Below are 15167 nucleotides of genomic sequence, written 5' to 3'. Positions count from 1 at the left end.
GTTAGTCATCACCCTTGAGTTTTTTACGCTGTACGTACAGCTCCGCGGCTTCGCGAACGTAGGCGGCGCAGACGTTGGCCCGGTAGTTCTTCTCCAGATCGTCGGCAATGGCCAACAGTTCCTGCTTGCTGGAGCGATACGGGCGCAGGGCGTTGTATATCTCAAGGATGCGGTCATCCGGCACGGCGGTCAGTTCGGCGGCGCGTTCGAAGTTGATAGCCAGCCGATCGCGCCCCGCGTCCCGGGCGATAGCCGCCTGAATACGCAGGATCTCCGGCGTGATGCGCAGATCCTGAGGCGTTACGCTACCGTTAAGCACGTTTTCCAGCGTTAAATCGTCGAGGGTTTTGTTAGTGGCGGTTTTCACCCATTCCGGATGGCGGTTAGCCAGCGGATAATCGGACACTTTGGCGCTGACGCCGGCCGATGCCGCGCAGCTGGCGCCTGGGGTGACCGGCGCCCCTTCCTGCAGGCTGTTCATGCGACTGAGCACATCGCGAACCATGGATTCAATTGCTTCAGCATTCATCATGTTGTCCTTCGTCAAAGAGCCACGCGCAGTTCCTGCGCATTCTTCCCGGTGACCACATATTTGGTCTCTTTAATGTGCAGAATGGCGGATTTGGCCTGGTACTTCGGGCGCGCCATCTGATCATTAAGGGTCGGCACCGGCTGCGGCGATTCGCGTTTGGCGTAGCGGGCGGCGTTTTTGCCGATCTGGCGATAAGTTTCCAGGGTCAGCAGCGGCGCCTGAGGGAACAGCTCAAGGTTTGAGAGCGGCGGCAGCCCCTGCTGGTGGATAACCGTGGTGCCTTTCGACTGAATGCCGATGGAGATGCCGGAACCGCTCAGACGGTTGGCCTCCACGGCGATAAAGGCTACATCCGAGGATTTAAAGCAGCGAATGACCCGGGCGCGAATGCCTTCTTCTTCAATTCCGGCAATCACTTCACGCAGAATCGCCTGATGCGGTACCCCTATCATATTGGTGGTCTGGGAGAGGCCAAATGCCGGTCCAACGGCAATCACCACTTCATCCTGGCTGGTGCCCGGCCGGGCTTCGCCGGTTTCGGTCAGGAAGCCGCCATTTGCCGCCGCTGGCGCCTGGGCAGGCGCCGCTGCGGCGCCGGAAGAGGAGAAAGAGACGGGTTTGTCGCCGGCCTGCATCTCCTGCAAAACACCTTCAATAATCTGGCGCAGTAATTTTTCATTAATTTCCATGGTCAGGCCCCTTAACCCATCTCGTTCGGATCCAGCGCGTTGGGAATGTTTTTGATCTCTTCCCAGCGCTCGCCCTGCAGGCGGTAGCCGGTACCCGGTCCGGCGTAGTCGTTGACATCGTTCACCGCCGACAGCACCTGGCCGTCGCCGACGATGATGGCGGAGGTATGGAGATAGTCCCCGGCAATCTTGGCTTTCTGGATACTGAGCATGTCGCGGGCGACATCTTCAAACCCGCCTTTGGCCAGCGCGGTGATCACTTCCAGACCGGTGCGGTTCTTATTAATGACTTCCTGGGCGAACTTAATGTCTTCGACGATATTGCGCGCCGGCATATCTTTCGAGCCGTGGGCGTAGGTGGCCGCTTCCACTTCTTCATCGGTGATCGGCGGCAGGCCCATCCCGGCGAACACCGCCTGGAGCGCGCGGGCGGCTTTGTTGCGTACCGCGACGACATCTTCTTCGCGCACCGGGCGCAGGCCGCCGTCGACTTTCAGGTCGCGCTGGATGATGTTGTAATCGTCAAAGTCTTCCGCGTCTTCGTTGGAGCCGGCGAACATGTTGTCGTAGTTCGGCACCGCGGAAAAACCGGAGGAGATAAAGTCGGTTCCCGGCAGGAACTGCATCAGGAAGCGCGCGGTACGGCGCATATCCGAGTGGGTAAAGGTCTGGTCGTTACTGGAGGCGCATTCCAGATCCAGCGCGGCGCAGATCAGGTTTTCCGCAAGGATGGCGCGAATACCGGACGGCACGGCGGACGGTACCCCGACGCAGCTCACGGAACCATTCTGCAGGCCCTGAACCCCGGCGGCTTTGGTGATGTAAATGCAGCGCGCTTCGAGATACAGCATCGATTTACCTTCGGCGTAGCCCATCTGGACTTCCGAGCCGGAACCGGAGGTAAAGCGCATTTTCAGGCCGCGGGAGGCGTAAGAAGAGGCGAGGAAGCCCTTCGACCATGGCGTATCGTCGCCGTCGGTGAACACCGGCTCCGTGCCGTAGACGGAAATAGTTTCCGCATAGCAAGTGTGGCCGAGCATGCCGAGTTTCAGTTCAGTGGCTTCTTCCAGCGAGCACTGGGTCAGTACCCCGGGGCGGCCTACCTGCGATCCTACCAGCAGCGCAATCGCGTTGAACGGCGCATAGCGCGCCACCGCCACGGTGGTTTCCTGCTCATCAAAACCGCGGAAAGCGCCTTCGGCGGCGTCGGCGGCGATTTGCACCGGGTTATCGTTAACGTTGGTGACGTGGGCCTGTTGGGACGGCGTACGACGGGCGCGCATTTTCTGCATTGCCATCATCATCTCTACCACGTTCATATGCGAGACTACTTCGACGATTTTCGCCGGCGTCATCGCGGTGGTCAGCGGGACGATGTCGCTGCGTTTCACATTCGGGTCGCACAGCATATTGGCCAGCTTCATCGAATCCATGGCCATGACTTCTTCGGCGCGCTTAAGGTTAATTCCGTAGCGGGCGACGAAGTGGTCAATCAGGTCAAATTCCGCCTGGGGTTTGCTGTCCAGTTCGGTGACGACGCCGTTGACGATTTTAATGGACGGTTTTGGATCGTTAGGGCTTTCCATAGCGATGAAGCCTTCTTCGATCCATTCCTTGACGAAGCCGTCCTGGTTGACCGGACGTTTCGCAAGCGCTTCAAATCTTTTTGATCTCATGACTCAACCTCGCGCTGGCGTCAGATGTAGGAAGGACGATCGTTTTTCGGCTCGCTGCCCAGAGTGGCGAGCACTTTTTTGCCGATCTCCCGGGCTGAAATCACCGCCTGACGTACGGCGCCTGAATCACCGGAAATCACCAGAATGGCCTCGTTGCTGTAGCTGGTGCCGTGGGCCGGGGTGCTGTAAGCCACCACTTCGACGTTGGCGGATTTCACCGCGGTATCGGCCATTAACACGCCGATAGAGGCCGGCGCGCCAACGATAATGCCGCAGGCGCGGCCCAGCGGGGCGCCGAAGGCTTTCTCCAGCGCGTAGCTGGCGCGGGCGGTGTATTGCAACTCCAGATGGCCGGCCTCATTGCCGTAGACATCGCCGAAGGTGCGGTCCAGCTCTTTGAGGGCCACTTCCACCGCGCGTTTGACGTCGGAGACGTCGTTGCCGCCAAAGACAATCAGCGAGCCGTGGCCGGCGCCGCCTTTGGTATCGCGCGGCAGCTCAATGCTCACCACTTCGGTATTGGTGGCTTTCACCGCTTCGTCCGCCGCCATAATGTGCGGACCGGCGCCGGTGCGGGCGCCGAGAATGCCGATGGAGCGGTAGCGCTTTTCAAGTTTCATTGCTTCCAGCAGGGCGCTGTCGACATTGGCAATCACCAGACCAACCGTGTCGCCAATGGCCGTCCCTACGAATTCCGTTAAACTGCAGGATTTTTCAGCCATAACTGTGTCTCGTTGTTGAGGGGAAGGGGATGCGGAAGCCGCCGGGGCAGGGGCGGACACTTTCGCGATTACCTGGGCCATAATCTGCTCCACCAGGTCATTGCTACTCATGCGTTAATTCCTTTTGGTAAGAATTTTTCGACATCGGCGTGGGGGCGCGGGATGACGTGAGTGGCTTTCACTTCGCCGACCTTCGACGCCGCGGCGCTGCCGGCATCCGTGGCGGCCGTTACTGCGCCGACATCGCCGCGCACGATTACCGTCACCAGGCCGGAGCCTATTTTTTCGTAGCCGACTAACATGACATTGGCGGATTTCACCATCGCATCGGCCGCTTCAATTGCAGCGGTCAGTCCTTTGGTTTCCACCATTCCTAACGCTTCCTGTTGCATATAAACCTCACCTGGGGTTCATGGGGATAATGGCAATATACAAACAAGCGTCAATAAAGAATGGCTGTGTTGAAAGAAGGCGAAAAAAATATCCGTCAGCGAATAACAAATTATTGCTGTTAAATATTGTATTTCATTGATTTTTTTTAGTTTTGATTGGTTTTATGCTGGCAAATAATTGTCTTTGTAAAATCAGATTTACATTTCATCAGGTGACATTGTCTATTATTTTTGCTAACGCCAAACTGGCGGCTGGCGATTAAAAATAAAATTGCGATCCGCTTTGCAAATAACGATAAAAGCCCCGGCAAGAAATTAATATCGTCCGGTGAGTGGATTATTGCTCGCAGGCATTTTGTGGCGCGGGTATGGCGTTTTACCCTGAGCAATAATTTGTTATCCGTTTACTATTTTCTGTCAGTGACGCCGGTAAGGAGGCCAACACTTTTCCGCGGCGATTATTCTATGGTAGCCAGGATGTTGGGGTGTTCTCCCTGGCTGGCGACTGCTGGTGCCGGCACGGACGCATAATCCTGAGGAAAAGGTGACATTATGAATGATGATTCGCTGAAGGCGCAGTGTATTGCAGAATTTCTGGGAACCGGTCTGTTCCTGTTCTTTGGTATTGCTTGTTTGAGCGCCGTCAAAGTGGCGGGCGCCAGTTTTGGTCTGTGGGAAATCTGTATCGTGTGGGGGCTGGGGATTTCGCTGGCGGTCTATCTGACCGCGGGGATATCAGGCGCCCATTTGAACCCGGCGATTACTATCGCACTGTGGCTGTTCGCTTGTTTTCCGCGCGCTAAAGTGTTGCCGTATATTGTTTCGCAGGTGGCCGGCGCATTTGGCGGCGCGCTGGTGGCCTATGTGCTGTATATGGCGCTGTTCACCGACTATGAAGCGGTAAATAACATGGTGCGCGGTAGTGAAGAGAGCCTGTATCTGGCGAGTATTTTCAGTACTTATCCGGCACCGCAGTTGGCTATCTGGCAGGCCGCGCTGGTAGAAATTGTGATTACTTCGATTCTGATGTGCCTGATCATGGCGCTGACCGACGACGGTAATGGCGTGCCGCGTGGCGCACTGGGGCCGCTGTTGATTGGTATTCTGGTGGCGGTAATCGGCGCGTCGACTGGTCCGCTGACCGGTTTCGCTATGAATCCGGCGCGTGACTTTGGCCCGAAACTGTTCGCTTTTATTGCCGGCTGGGGAAAAATCGCCATGACCGGTGGGCGCGATTTACCGTATTTCATTATTCCCATTGTGGCGCCGATTGCCGGCGCATGTCTGGGAGCGTTCTGTTACCGGACCTTAATTGGTAAGAATCTCCCGTGCAATAGTTGCAAAGTGGAATGAAGCGCACAGTTTTTATTTTCTGAATGCCGTATTTGCAGCAACAGCGCTTTTTTTCGTGATCTGCTTTCCTGTATAAAAATAACGTCCTCCATCCGGAGGGCGTTATTTGTTATGTTTGGTTTACGAGTCAGGTCATTACTGGTGTATAACGGAGAGGAGAAAAATCCCTGTCGTTGAGATGTGAATAGAAAGTGTTTTTTGGGGCTTGCTGATAACAATAATTCAACACACGCTGAGAGGTTTTATCATGATTTCTGCCAGTTCGCTCAACTCAGAACTCATAAATAAAATCGCCCAGGATTTTGCACAAGCTACCGGTTTAGCAGTTGTAGTGGTGAACATCCACGGCGAAGAGATATCCGAACTCTTTAATTTTACGCCGTTTTGCCAGCTGATGCGTCAGGATCCTGAACGCCACCACCGTTGCCGCATGAGCGATCGCTGCGGGGGGTTGGAAGCGTCCAAATCGGACGGTCCCTGTATCTATCGCTGCCACGCCGGGTTAACGGATTTTTCGATTCCGCTGGTGATTGCCGGCCATCTGGTGGGGTTTGTGCTCTGCGGTCAGGTGCGGCTGGAAAATGATGTCGAACTGATTGAAATACTTAACGTTGATGAGCACTGGCGCAAAGATCAGACTCTGCTCAGGGAGTACCACAAGATACCGGTGGTGGACTATTCGCGTATCGCCGCTTCGGCGGATCTGCTGAAACTGATTGTCGAAAACTGCCTTAAGAAGCACCTCAATTTTGTGGTCATTAAAGACCGCGATGAGCGGCCGAGCGCGCGTCAGCGCGCCCAGTCGCCCCATGAAAGTAAAATGAAAAAAGCGCTGCGTTACATCGATGCGCACCTGTCAGAGGATCTGCGTCTCGAAGAGGTGGCGGCGCACGTTTACCTCAGTCCGTACTATTTCAGTAAGCTATTTAAGAAATATCAGGGAATTGGCTTCAACGCCTGGGTCAACAAGCAGCGCATGGCCAGCGCCCGGGAACTGCTGTGCCACAGTGACTGGAGTATCGCCAGTATCGCCCGTAATCTGGGTTTTTCCCAGACCAGCTATTTCTGCAAAGTGTTCCGCGATACTTATCAGGTCACACCGCAGGCATTTCGCTCACTGGCGCTGGAAGAGCAGGAGATGAAGTGAGCGGGGCGCCGAAAACAGTCGCTGAGTCATTCGCACGCGGGAAGGTGATAAACGCCGGCATCCCTATTGGCATAGATAATTAACGTGGTCGGGGTGAAGGAGTATCAACCTTCTGGCGGTAACCCGAATTAAGCGTGAAATAGCAATATTTTGATATAGTTTGCAAAATTAATTGCCCGTGCAGAGGCAAGTAAATACGGATATAAAAGAAAAGTAGTGTGCAAAAAATTGCTATAGCTCAACAATTATTGTTATCGCACTTTATAAACTAAGCAAGTTCTTATTTTTTTGATAACGTATAGTCGTAATAGAGTACCTGACACGCTAAATAATTTGAGTGACAGGGAGGCGGCAAACGAGAGTATTACCCGGGGTTACTGTCCGGGTGGTCGGGAAAAGTGAATGCTGCCAGCCCACATGTAACTTAAAGTAATGACGCGTCTGTTACTGAATAATCTACGGCCATCAGATAATACCGGGAAGGGGGTGAAAATCCCCCGCAGCCCCCGCTGCTGTGATGCTGACGAGTCCGCATAACCACTGATCTTCGGATTGGGAAGGGCGGATAAGAGTGACGCTAAGCCAGAAGACCGATCTGATGACCCAGGCTTAACACCTTCGGTGGGAGGGTGGTGGTCACCTGTTGCGCACAGCCGTCCTGGCTGGGTTTGCGTACACGTCGCCATTACTCTCCCCGGCAGCAGGGGATGGCGATGGCGGCATCAGTCAGGCAGGCATTTGTCCTTGCGGGGACCAGCAGCGGAACCGGCAAAACCACGGTCGCCCTCGGGTTGCTTTCCCTGTTCAGGCAGCTCGGCATGCGCGTTCAGCCCTTCAAAGTCGGCCCGGATTACCTCGACAGCGGCTGGCACAGCGCCATTTCAGGCACCCCCTCGCGTAATCTCGACAGTTTTATGTTGCCCGCCGCCACCCTTAATGCTCTGTTTCGCCAGGCGATGCGCCATGCGGACGTCGCCCTGATTGAAGGGGCGATGGGGCTCTATGACGGCTACGGCAGCGACCCTGATTACTGCAGCAGCGCCGCGCTGGCGAAACAGCTCGGTTGCCCGGTGATTCTGCTGGTGGACGGTAAGGCGGTTTCTACGTCTATCGCCGCCACGGTGCTGGGGTTTCGCCAGTTCGACCCGACGCTGTCTATTGCCGGGGTGATCATTAACCGGGTCAACAGCGATAGCCATTATCAGCTGTTGAAAACCGCCATTGAGCGTTACTGCGGGCTGCCGGTACTCGGTCGGGTGCCGGTGATGGACGACATTGCGCTGCCGTCGCGCCATCTCGGGCTGGTCAGCGCCAGTGAAAGCCGTCCAAACCTGCAGCCGTGGCGGGATTTTGCCGCCCGACTGGCCCGCACCCTCGACATCGATCGTCTGCTGGCGCTGACCCGGTTGGCCCGAATGCCATCTGGTGAAATGCCGCAACTACCTGATCCGGCGCTGGCGCAGGGGTTGACTCTCGCCATCGCCCGCGATGAAGCCTTCCATTTTTACTATCCCGATGCGCTGGATCTGTTTGAGCACAGCGGAGTACGGCTGTGCCCATTCAGCCCGCTGCATGACAAAGCCCTGCCACCCTGCGACATGGTGTGGTTCGGCGGCGGCTATCCGGAACTGTACGCCGGGCGTCTGGCGGCAAACCGCGCCATGCTGGATTCCGTTCGCGCAGCGCACCGGCGCGCAGTGCCAGTCTACGGCGAATGCGGGGGACTGATGTACCTCGGCGATATGCTAACCGACCGGCATGAGCAGACCTTTCTGATGGCCGGGGTGCTGCCCGGCAACAGCCATATGGGCGAACGGTTAACCCGCTTCGGCTACTGCGAAGCCACCGCTCGCCAGACCACGCTGCTGGCGGAGGCCGGTGAGACCCTGCGCGGCCATGAATTCCATTACTCCGATTTTACTCCCCGCCAGTCGGCGGTTTTCGACTGCCGCAAAACCCGCGACGGCGCGGTGTTGCGCAACTGGCAGGGGGGCTGGCAGGTAGGAAATACCCTCGGCAGCTACCTGCATTTGCACTTCGCTCAGCGCCCGACGCTGCTGAACCGCTGGTTTGCCGCGGCAAGGAGCCGGCGATGACGCTGTTGCCGTGGTTTGTCGCCTGGCTGTGCGATCTGGTGATTGGCGATCCGCCGCGCTGGCCGCATCCGGTACGCTGGATCGGCGCGCTGATTAGCGTCGTGCAACGTGCTATTCGCCGGGTCTGCGTCAGCGAGCGTGGGCTGTTTATCGGCGGTGGGGTGTTGTGGCTGGTGGTCGTGGGCGTCACCTGGGCGACAGCGTGGGGCGTACTGACGCTGGCGTGGCGGATTCACCCGTGGTTCGGCGTGGTGGTGGAAGTGTGGATGATTTTCACCACCCTGGCGGGGCGCTGCCTCGGCGATGCCGCCCGGGAGGTGGAGCAGGCGCTGCGCGGCGGCAGTCTCACGGAAAGCCGCCAGAAACTGGCGTGGATTGTCGGGCGCGATACCGCGGCGCTGGAAAAGCCGCAGATTACCCGGGCAGTGGTGGAGACCGTGGCGGAAAACAGCGTGGACGGGGTTATCGCGCCGCTGTTTTTCCTGATGCTCGGCGGCGCGCCGCTGGCCATGGCCTACAAAGCGGTCAACACCCTCGATTCGATGGTGGGCTACAAAAATGAACAGTATCGGGCTATCGGCTGTGTATCCGCACGCCTTGACGATGTGGCTAATTTTATTCCGGCGCGCCTGAGCTGGCTGTTGCTGAGCGTCGCCGCGGCGCTCAGCGGTTTTGACGCGCGCCGGGCGCTGCGCACTGGCTGGCGCGACCGCCGCCAGCACAGTAGCCCCAACTGTGCGTGGCCGGAAGCCACCGTCGCCGGCGCCCTTGGGATCCGTCTCGGCGGGCCGAATGACTATTTTGGCGAACGGGTGGAAAAACCGTGGATTGGCGAGGCGACCCGCGAGGTGGAGATCGCCGATATTCCGCGGGCAGTGCGTTTGATGATGGTTGCCGCCGGGCTGGCGCTGGCGCTGTTCGCCGCGCTGCGCTGGGGGCTGGCAGGGGGATAGACAACGGCGGGTCGGGCCGCAAACCGTGGTTCGGCGCTTAACGGGCGTCATTCGTCAATGGCGTCTCCGGCTTGCCGGCGGCAGACCGGGCAACGCTGCGACAGTACAACATGCTGTCGCCGAACTGAATAAGGACAGGGCCATGCAATACCTACAGCAGCCACAGGCTATCGAAGCGCAGAGCTTTGCCATTATTGGCGAGATTATCGCCCGGGAGTATCCGCATTTTCGCTTTCGCGACGCGCTGCAGGAGGCGGTGATCAAGCGGGTGATCCACACCACCGCCGACTTTGACTGGCTGGATCTTCTGTGGTTTTCCCCGGACGCCCTGGCGCGCCTGAGCGACGGCCTGCGCCGCGGCTGCGCCATATATACCGATACCACCATGGCGCTGTCTGGCATTAATAAAACCCGTCTCGCCCGCTATGACGGGGTGTGCCGCTGCTATGTCGCCGATGCGCGGGTGGCGGAGCAGGCGCAGCGCCAGGGAATAACCCGTTCGATGGCGGCGGTGGATCTGGCGGTCAGCGAACCGGGGGAGAAAATTTTTGTGTTCGGCAATGCGCCTACCGCGCTGTTTCGCCTGCTGGAACATCAGGTCCATCTGCGTTCAGTGGTCGGCATTGTGGGGGTGCCGGTGGGGTTTGTGGGGGCCGAAGAGTCAAAGCAGGCGCTGATCGACAGCGGCGTGACCGGGATTGCCGCCCGGGGGCGTAAAGGGGGGAGTAATGTGGCGGCGGCGATCGTCAATGCGCTGCTCTACCGTCTGCAGGAGGAAGCATGAGCCAACAGACACTGGACAGCGTCTGGCACCATGGCAGGGCGTATCGCAAGGGATACACCACCGGGTCGTGCGCCACGGCGGCGGCGCGGGTGGCGGCCCTGATGGTGTTGCGCCAGCATCTTATCCGCCAGGTGTCGATTGTCACGCCGTCCGGCGTCACGCTGTGTCTTAACGTCGAGCAGCCGCATATTGCCGGACAACAGGCGGTGGCGGCTATCCGCAAAGACGGCGGCGATGATGTGGACGCTACCCACGGCATGCTGATCTTTGCCCGGGTCACCCTTAATGACAGCGGCGAGATTGCGCTGCGCGGCGGTGACGGCGTGGGGACCGTCACCCGCCAGGGCGTCGGGCTGCCGGTGGGCAGCGCCGCCATCAACCGCACGCCGCGCCAGACTATCGAGGCCGCGGTGCGCGAGGTTATCGGACCGGGGCGCGGGGCGGAAGTGGAGATTTTTGCCCCGGAAGGGCAGGAACGGGCCAAAAAAACCTACAACGCGCGGCTGGGGATTGAGGGGGGGATTTCGATTATCGGCACCACCGGCATTGTGACGCCAATGTCCGAAGAGAGCTGGAAACGTTCGCTGGCGATTGAGCTGGAGATGAAGCGCGCCGCCGGGCTGGACAGAATCATTCTGGTGCCGGGCAACCACGGCGAGCGCTTTGTTCGCGAGCAGTTACAACTGGATGGCGACATGGTGGTCACCATGAGCAATTTTGTCGGCTACATGATTGAGGAAGCGGTACGGCTGGGATTTCAGCATATCGTCCTGATAGGCCACCCGGGCAAACTGGTGAAGGTGGCGGCCGGGATTTTTCATACCCACAGCCATATCGCCGATGGGCGGATGGAAACCCTGGTGGCCCATCTGGCGCTGATGGGGGCGCCCCGGGCGCTGTTGCTGGCGGTCAGCGAATGCACCACCACCGAAGCGGCGCTGGAGGTTATCGACGCCGGCGGCTGGCAGGCGGTGTATACCCGGCTGGCGCAGCGTATCTGTCTGCGGGTGGGCGAAATGTTGCGCTATACCCGCCAGCCGCCGCGCTGCGACGCGGTGCTGTTTTCCTTTGATAGCCAGTTGCTGGGCAGTAACCGCCCGCTGGCGGACATTGTCGGGGCGTTGAGATGTTGATCGTCGCGGGTATTGGCCCGGGAACGCCGGCGCTGTTGACCGACGCGGCGCGCCAGGCCATTGCGCAGGCGGAAATTCTGGTGGGCGGGCGACGACAGTTGGCGCTGTTTGCCGGTTCAGGCGCGCAAACCCGGCTGCTGGATGCCGATATTGAGGGGCTGCTGGCGTGGCTGGAGCGGCGCCTGGCGCAGCGCGTGGTGGTGCTGGCTTCCGGAGATCCGCTGTTGTACGGCATCGGCAACCGTCTGGTCAGCCATTTTGGCGCCGATCGGGTCCGCATTATTCCCGGCATCAGCGCCATTCAGTATCTGTGCGCCCGCGCCGGAGTAGCGATGAACGACTTATTGATGACCAGCAGTCACGGACGCCAGCCCGATTTTGACTGGCTGCTGGGCCATCCGCGGGTGGCGATGGTCACCGATCAGCTTATCGGCCCGTATCAGATTGCCCGTGAAATCATGCGCCGCGGGCTGTCGCGCACGCTGATCATCGGTGAGAACCTGGCGCAGGACAATGAACGTATTCACCGGCTTGCGCCACAGCAGGTGGCGCCAGGCTGGGAGATGAACGTGGTGGTGATCCTCGATGAAAGATGAACTATTTCTGCGCGGTCAGCAGGTGCCGATGACCAAAGAGGCGGTGCGGGCGCTGGCGCTCTCAAGGCTGGAACTACACCGGGCACAACTGATGATTGACGTCGGCGCCGGTACCGGCAGCGTGGCACTGGAGGCGGCGCTGCGCTATCCGCAACTGCGGGTGATTGCCATTGAGCGTAATCCCCGGGCGCTGGCGCTGCTGGAGCAAAACATGGCCTATTTCGACTGCCGCACTCTGCGCGTAATCAATGGTGTGGCGCCGCTGGAGATCAACGAACAGGCGCAGGCAATCTTTATCGGCGGCAGCGGCGGCCACCTGACCCAACTTATCGACTGGGCGTTGGCGCACCTGGTGGAGGGGGGGCGGCTGGTGATGACATTTATTCTGCAGGAGAACCTGTCCGGCGCTCTGCAACATCTGGCGCACTGCCCGGTGGCGGAACTGGATTGCCAGCAGATTCAGAGCGCCACGCTGACCGCGCTGGGCAGCGGCCACTATTTCAAACCGAATAATGCCACTTTTGTTATTTCCTGCCTCAGGAGGGGACATCATGAATCAACCTTTTGACACTCGCTGCGTGTGGTTCGTCGGCGCCGGTCCGGGGGATTGCGAGCTGATCACCCTCAAAGGCTACCGCTTGCTACAGCAGGCCCAGGTGGTGATTTACGCCGGCTCGCTGATTAACCCTGATCTCCTTAACTATTGCCCGCCGCAGGCCGAATGCCACGACAGCGCCGTTCTGCATCTGGAACAGATTATCGATTTGATGGTCCGGGGCGTGCAGGCCGGCAAGCTGGTGGTGCGCCTGCAGACTGGCGATCTGTCGCTGTATGGCTCAATTCGCGAGCAGAGCGAGGAGTTGAAACGGCGCGGTATCGGCTGGCAGGTGGTGCCCGGGGTCAGCGCATTCCAGGGCGCCGCGGCGCAGCTCGGTATTGAGTATACGGTGCCGGAGGTGTCCCAGAGCCTGATCATCACCCGTATTGCCGGGCGCACGCCGATGCCGCCGAAGGAGACCCTTGGCGCTTTTGCCGCCCACCAGACGTCGATGGCGATTTATCTTTCGGTACAGCGAATTAACCGGGTGGCGGAACAGTTGATCGCCGGCGGTTATCCGGCGGATACCCCGGTGGCGGTGGTCTACAAGGCCAGTTGGCCGGATAGCCAGACTTTGCGCGGCACCCTCAGCGACATCAGCGACCAGGTGCGCGCCGCCGGGATCCGCAAAACCGCCCTGATTCTGGTGGGGCCGTTCCTCGGCGCGGAGTACCACTATTCAAAACTGTACGACGCGGAGTTTAGCCATGAATACCGTCACTCCTGAATCCATCGCCCTGTTCTGCCTGACCCCCGGCGGCGTGGCGCTGGCCCGGCGGTTGCAGGCGGCGCTGCCGCTGACCTGCTTCACCAGCGATAAGTTGCTGGAGCCGGGTTTTATGCCGTTTAACGGCAGTTTCGCCCAAACGGTGCGTGAGGCGTTTCACAGTTATTCGGCGCTGATTGTGGTGGGCGCCACCGGCCTGACGATACGGGTGATTGCGCCGCTGGTTAACGACAAACTGACCGACCCGGCAGTGGTGGTGATCGATGAGCGCGGTCAGCATGTTATCAGCCTGCTTTCCGGCCACGTCGGCGGCGCCAACGCGTTGACCCGCTATCTGGCCGGGGTGCTGGGCGCCGATCCGGTGATCACCACCGCTACTGACGTTAACCAACTGGCGGCGCTGGACGTGCTGGCCACCCAACTGGATGCCGATATGCGGGATTTCCGCCAGGCGGTGAAGACCGTCAACCACATGCTGGTGAGCGGGAAGCGCGTCGGCCTGTGGTGGGATCCGGCGCTGGCCGGGGATGCCGAACGCTGCGACACCCGCGGTTTTATCCCGGTGGCCTCGCTGCGCCAGCTGGACGGGCTGGCGGCGCTGGTATGCGTCACTCTGAGCGACCTGCCGTTGGCGGCGTCGGTTCCGCTGTTCCGCCTGGTGCCGCGGCGGGTGGTGGCGGGCATTGGCTGCCGGCGCGCCACCTCGCTGCAAACCCTGGTGGCGCTGTTGCGCCAGCAATTTAACGCCAATCATATCGATCCGCTGGCGCTGCGGGCCATTGGCAGCGTGGCGCTGAAAAAAGATGAGCCGGCGCTCAACCAGCTCGCTCTGTGCCACCGGGTACCTTTTGAGATTTTCAGCGTCGATGAACTGCGGCGCCACGAGCATCGTTTCGCCGGTTCGGCGTTTGTGCGCCAGACCGTCGGGGTGAGTAGCGTTTCGCGACCGGTAGCCTGGTTAATGAGCGACGGCCAACTGGTGGGCGAAACCCTGCGTCAACAGGGCGTCACCATTACTTTAGGAGTTTCCCATTCATGTTGAGCGTTATCGGTATTGGCCCGGGTTCGCAGGCCATGATGACCAGCGAAGCGATCGCGGCGCTGGAACAGGCGCAAGTGATCGTCGGCTACAAAACCTATACCCACCTGGTGAAGGGGTTGAGCGGTGATAAGCAGGTGATCAAAACCGGCATGTGCAAAGAGATTGAGCGCTGCCAGACCGCCATCGATCTGGCGCTGGAGGGTAAAAATGTCGCCCTGATCAGCAGCGGCGACGCCGGGATATACGGCATGGCCGGGCTGGTGCTGGAGATAGTGACGCGTCAGCAACTGGATCTGGAGGTGCGGCTGGTGCCGGGGATTACCGCCAGTATTGCCGCCGCATCGCTGCTCGGGGCGCCGCTGATGCACGACTTCTGCCATATCAGCTTAAGCGATCTGCTGACCCCGTGGCCGGTGATTGAAAAACGTATCACCGCCGCCGGGCAGGCGGATTTTGTTATCTGCTTTTATAACCCGCGCAGTCGTGGGCGGGAAGGGCATCTGGCGCGCGCTTTTGAACTGCTGCTGGAAAGTAAGGATCCGCAGACCCCGGTCGGGGTAGTCAAAGCCGCCGGCCGTAAAAAGCAGGAAAAATGGCTGACGACCCTCGGCGAGATGGACTTTGCGCCGGTAGACATGACCAGCCTGGTGATTGTCGGCAATCAGGCCACCTATCTGCGCGATGGCCTGATGATCACCCCGCGAGGCTACCAACTGTGACGGCGCCG

General features: G+C 59.3%; 16 protein-coding genes and 1 riboswitch. Of the genes, 11 read left to right on the top strand and 5 right to left on the bottom strand.

Features of this window, described 5'->3' with window-relative positions:
- Position 1: 1 nt before the first annotated feature.
- The 5 genes from pduE to pduA are packed head-to-tail and all read right to left on the bottom strand — an operon-like array spanning position 2 to position 4011.
- Positions 2 to 529, bottom strand: a complete 528-nt coding sequence (pduE, locus tag AQ981_RS08335) for a propanediol dehydratase small subunit PduE (RefSeq protein ID WP_058911374.1) — start codon at positions 527 to 529, stop codon at positions 2 to 4.
- 14 nt (positions 530 to 543) lie between these two features.
- Positions 544 to 1221, bottom strand: coding sequence for a propanediol/glycerol family dehydratase medium subunit (locus AQ981_RS08330; protein ID WP_058911286.1), 678 nt, complete (start codon positions 1219 to 1221; stop codon positions 544 to 546).
- An 11-nt stretch (positions 1222 to 1232) separates the two neighbouring features.
- The gene (gene pduC, locus AQ981_RS08325) at positions 1233 to 2897 is read right to left on the bottom strand and encodes a propanediol dehydratase large subunit PduC (protein WP_058911285.1); all 1665 of its coding nucleotides are present in this window, start codon (positions 2895 to 2897) and stop codon (positions 1233 to 1235) included.
- Between the two features lie 20 nt (positions 2898 to 2917).
- A complete protein-coding gene (gene pduB / locus AQ981_RS08320; protein WP_058911284.1) occupies positions 2918 to 3730 on the bottom strand; it encodes a propanediol utilization microcompartment protein PduB in 813 nt (270 codons plus the stop codon).
- Positions 3727 to 4011 carry a propanediol utilization microcompartment protein PduA gene (gene pduA / locus AQ981_RS08315; RefSeq protein ID WP_058911283.1) on the bottom strand — a complete coding sequence of 95 codons (285 nt, stop codon included), beginning with the start codon at positions 4009 to 4011 and terminating at the stop codon, positions 3727 to 3729. Before pduA ends, pduB begins: the two co-directional genes overlap by 4 nt.
- 552 nt (positions 4012 to 4563) lie before the next feature.
- Between pduA and AQ981_RS08310 the strand changes: the two genes are divergently transcribed.
- The 11 genes from AQ981_RS08310 to AQ981_RS08260 all read left to right on the top strand — a co-directional run bounded on the left by AQ981_RS08310 (position 4564) and on the right by AQ981_RS08260 (position 15159).
- A complete protein-coding gene (locus AQ981_RS08310) occupies positions 4564 to 5364 on the top strand; it encodes an MIP/aquaporin family protein (RefSeq protein ID WP_058911282.1) in 801 nt (266 codons plus the stop codon).
- Between the two features lie 247 nt (positions 5365 to 5611).
- Positions 5612 to 6511 carry a transcriptional regulator PocR gene (pocR, locus tag AQ981_RS08305; RefSeq protein ID WP_058911281.1) on the top strand — a complete coding sequence of 300 codons (900 nt, stop codon included), beginning with the start codon at positions 5612 to 5614 and terminating at the stop codon, positions 6509 to 6511.
- Between the two features lie 450 nt (positions 6512 to 6961).
- A riboswitch (cobalamin riboswitch) is annotated at positions 6962 to 7124 on the top strand.
- Positions 7125 to 7224: 100 nt separating this feature from the next.
- Positions 7225 to 8607 (top strand): cobyrinic acid a,c-diamide synthase CobB, encoded by a 1383-nt coding sequence (locus AQ981_RS08300; protein ID WP_058911280.1) that lies wholly within the window; start codon positions 7225 to 7227, stop codon positions 8605 to 8607.
- The gene (gene cbiB / locus AQ981_RS08295; protein WP_058911279.1) at positions 8604 to 9560 is read left to right on the top strand and encodes an adenosylcobinamide-phosphate synthase CbiB; all 957 of its coding nucleotides are present in this window, start codon (positions 8604 to 8606) and stop codon (positions 9558 to 9560) included. The genes AQ981_RS08300 and cbiB overlap by 4 nt, the downstream gene beginning before the upstream one ends.
- A gap of 142 nt (positions 9561 to 9702) precedes the next feature.
- Positions 9703 to 10344, top strand: a complete 642-nt coding sequence (locus AQ981_RS08290; RefSeq protein ID WP_058911278.1) for a cobalt-precorrin-8 methylmutase — start codon at positions 9703 to 9705, stop codon at positions 10342 to 10344.
- Positions 10341 to 11477 carry a cobalt-precorrin-5B (C(1))-methyltransferase CbiD gene (cbiD, locus tag AQ981_RS08285; RefSeq protein WP_058911277.1) on the top strand — a complete coding sequence of 379 codons (1137 nt, stop codon included), beginning with the start codon at positions 10341 to 10343 and terminating at the stop codon, positions 11475 to 11477. The genes AQ981_RS08290 and cbiD overlap by 4 nt, the downstream gene beginning before the upstream one ends.
- On the top strand, positions 11471 to 12073 hold the full coding sequence (locus AQ981_RS08280; protein ID WP_058911276.1) for a cobalt-precorrin-7 (C(5))-methyltransferase: 603 nt from the start codon (positions 11471 to 11473) through the stop codon (positions 12071 to 12073). The genes cbiD and AQ981_RS08280 overlap by 7 nt, the downstream gene beginning before the upstream one ends.
- A complete protein-coding gene (locus AQ981_RS08275) occupies positions 12063 to 12641 on the top strand; it encodes a decarboxylating cobalt-precorrin-6B (C(15))-methyltransferase (RefSeq protein ID WP_058911275.1) in 579 nt (192 codons plus the stop codon). Before AQ981_RS08280 ends, AQ981_RS08275 begins: the two co-directional genes overlap by 11 nt.
- The gene (locus AQ981_RS08270) at positions 12625 to 13398 is read left to right on the top strand and encodes a cobalt-precorrin-4 methyltransferase (protein WP_058911274.1); all 774 of its coding nucleotides are present in this window, start codon (positions 12625 to 12627) and stop codon (positions 13396 to 13398) included. The genes AQ981_RS08275 and AQ981_RS08270 overlap by 17 nt, the downstream gene beginning before the upstream one ends.
- Positions 13379 to 14440, top strand: a complete 1062-nt coding sequence (gene cbiG / locus AQ981_RS08265) for a cobalt-precorrin 5A hydrolase (RefSeq protein WP_058911273.1) — start codon at positions 13379 to 13381, stop codon at positions 14438 to 14440. Before AQ981_RS08270 ends, cbiG begins: the two co-directional genes overlap by 20 nt.
- Positions 14434 to 15159, top strand: a complete 726-nt coding sequence (locus tag AQ981_RS08260; RefSeq protein ID WP_058911272.1) for a precorrin-3B C(17)-methyltransferase — start codon at positions 14434 to 14436, stop codon at positions 15157 to 15159. Before cbiG ends, AQ981_RS08260 begins: the two co-directional genes overlap by 7 nt.
- Positions 15160 to 15167: the final 8 nt, after the last annotated feature.

This window comes from Entomohabitans teleogrylli, from assembly GCF_001484765.1.
Lineage (GTDB): Bacteria > Pseudomonadota > Gammaproteobacteria > Enterobacterales > Enterobacteriaceae > Entomohabitans > Entomohabitans teleogrylli.
This window is presented reverse-complemented; position numbering and strand designations above follow the sequence as displayed.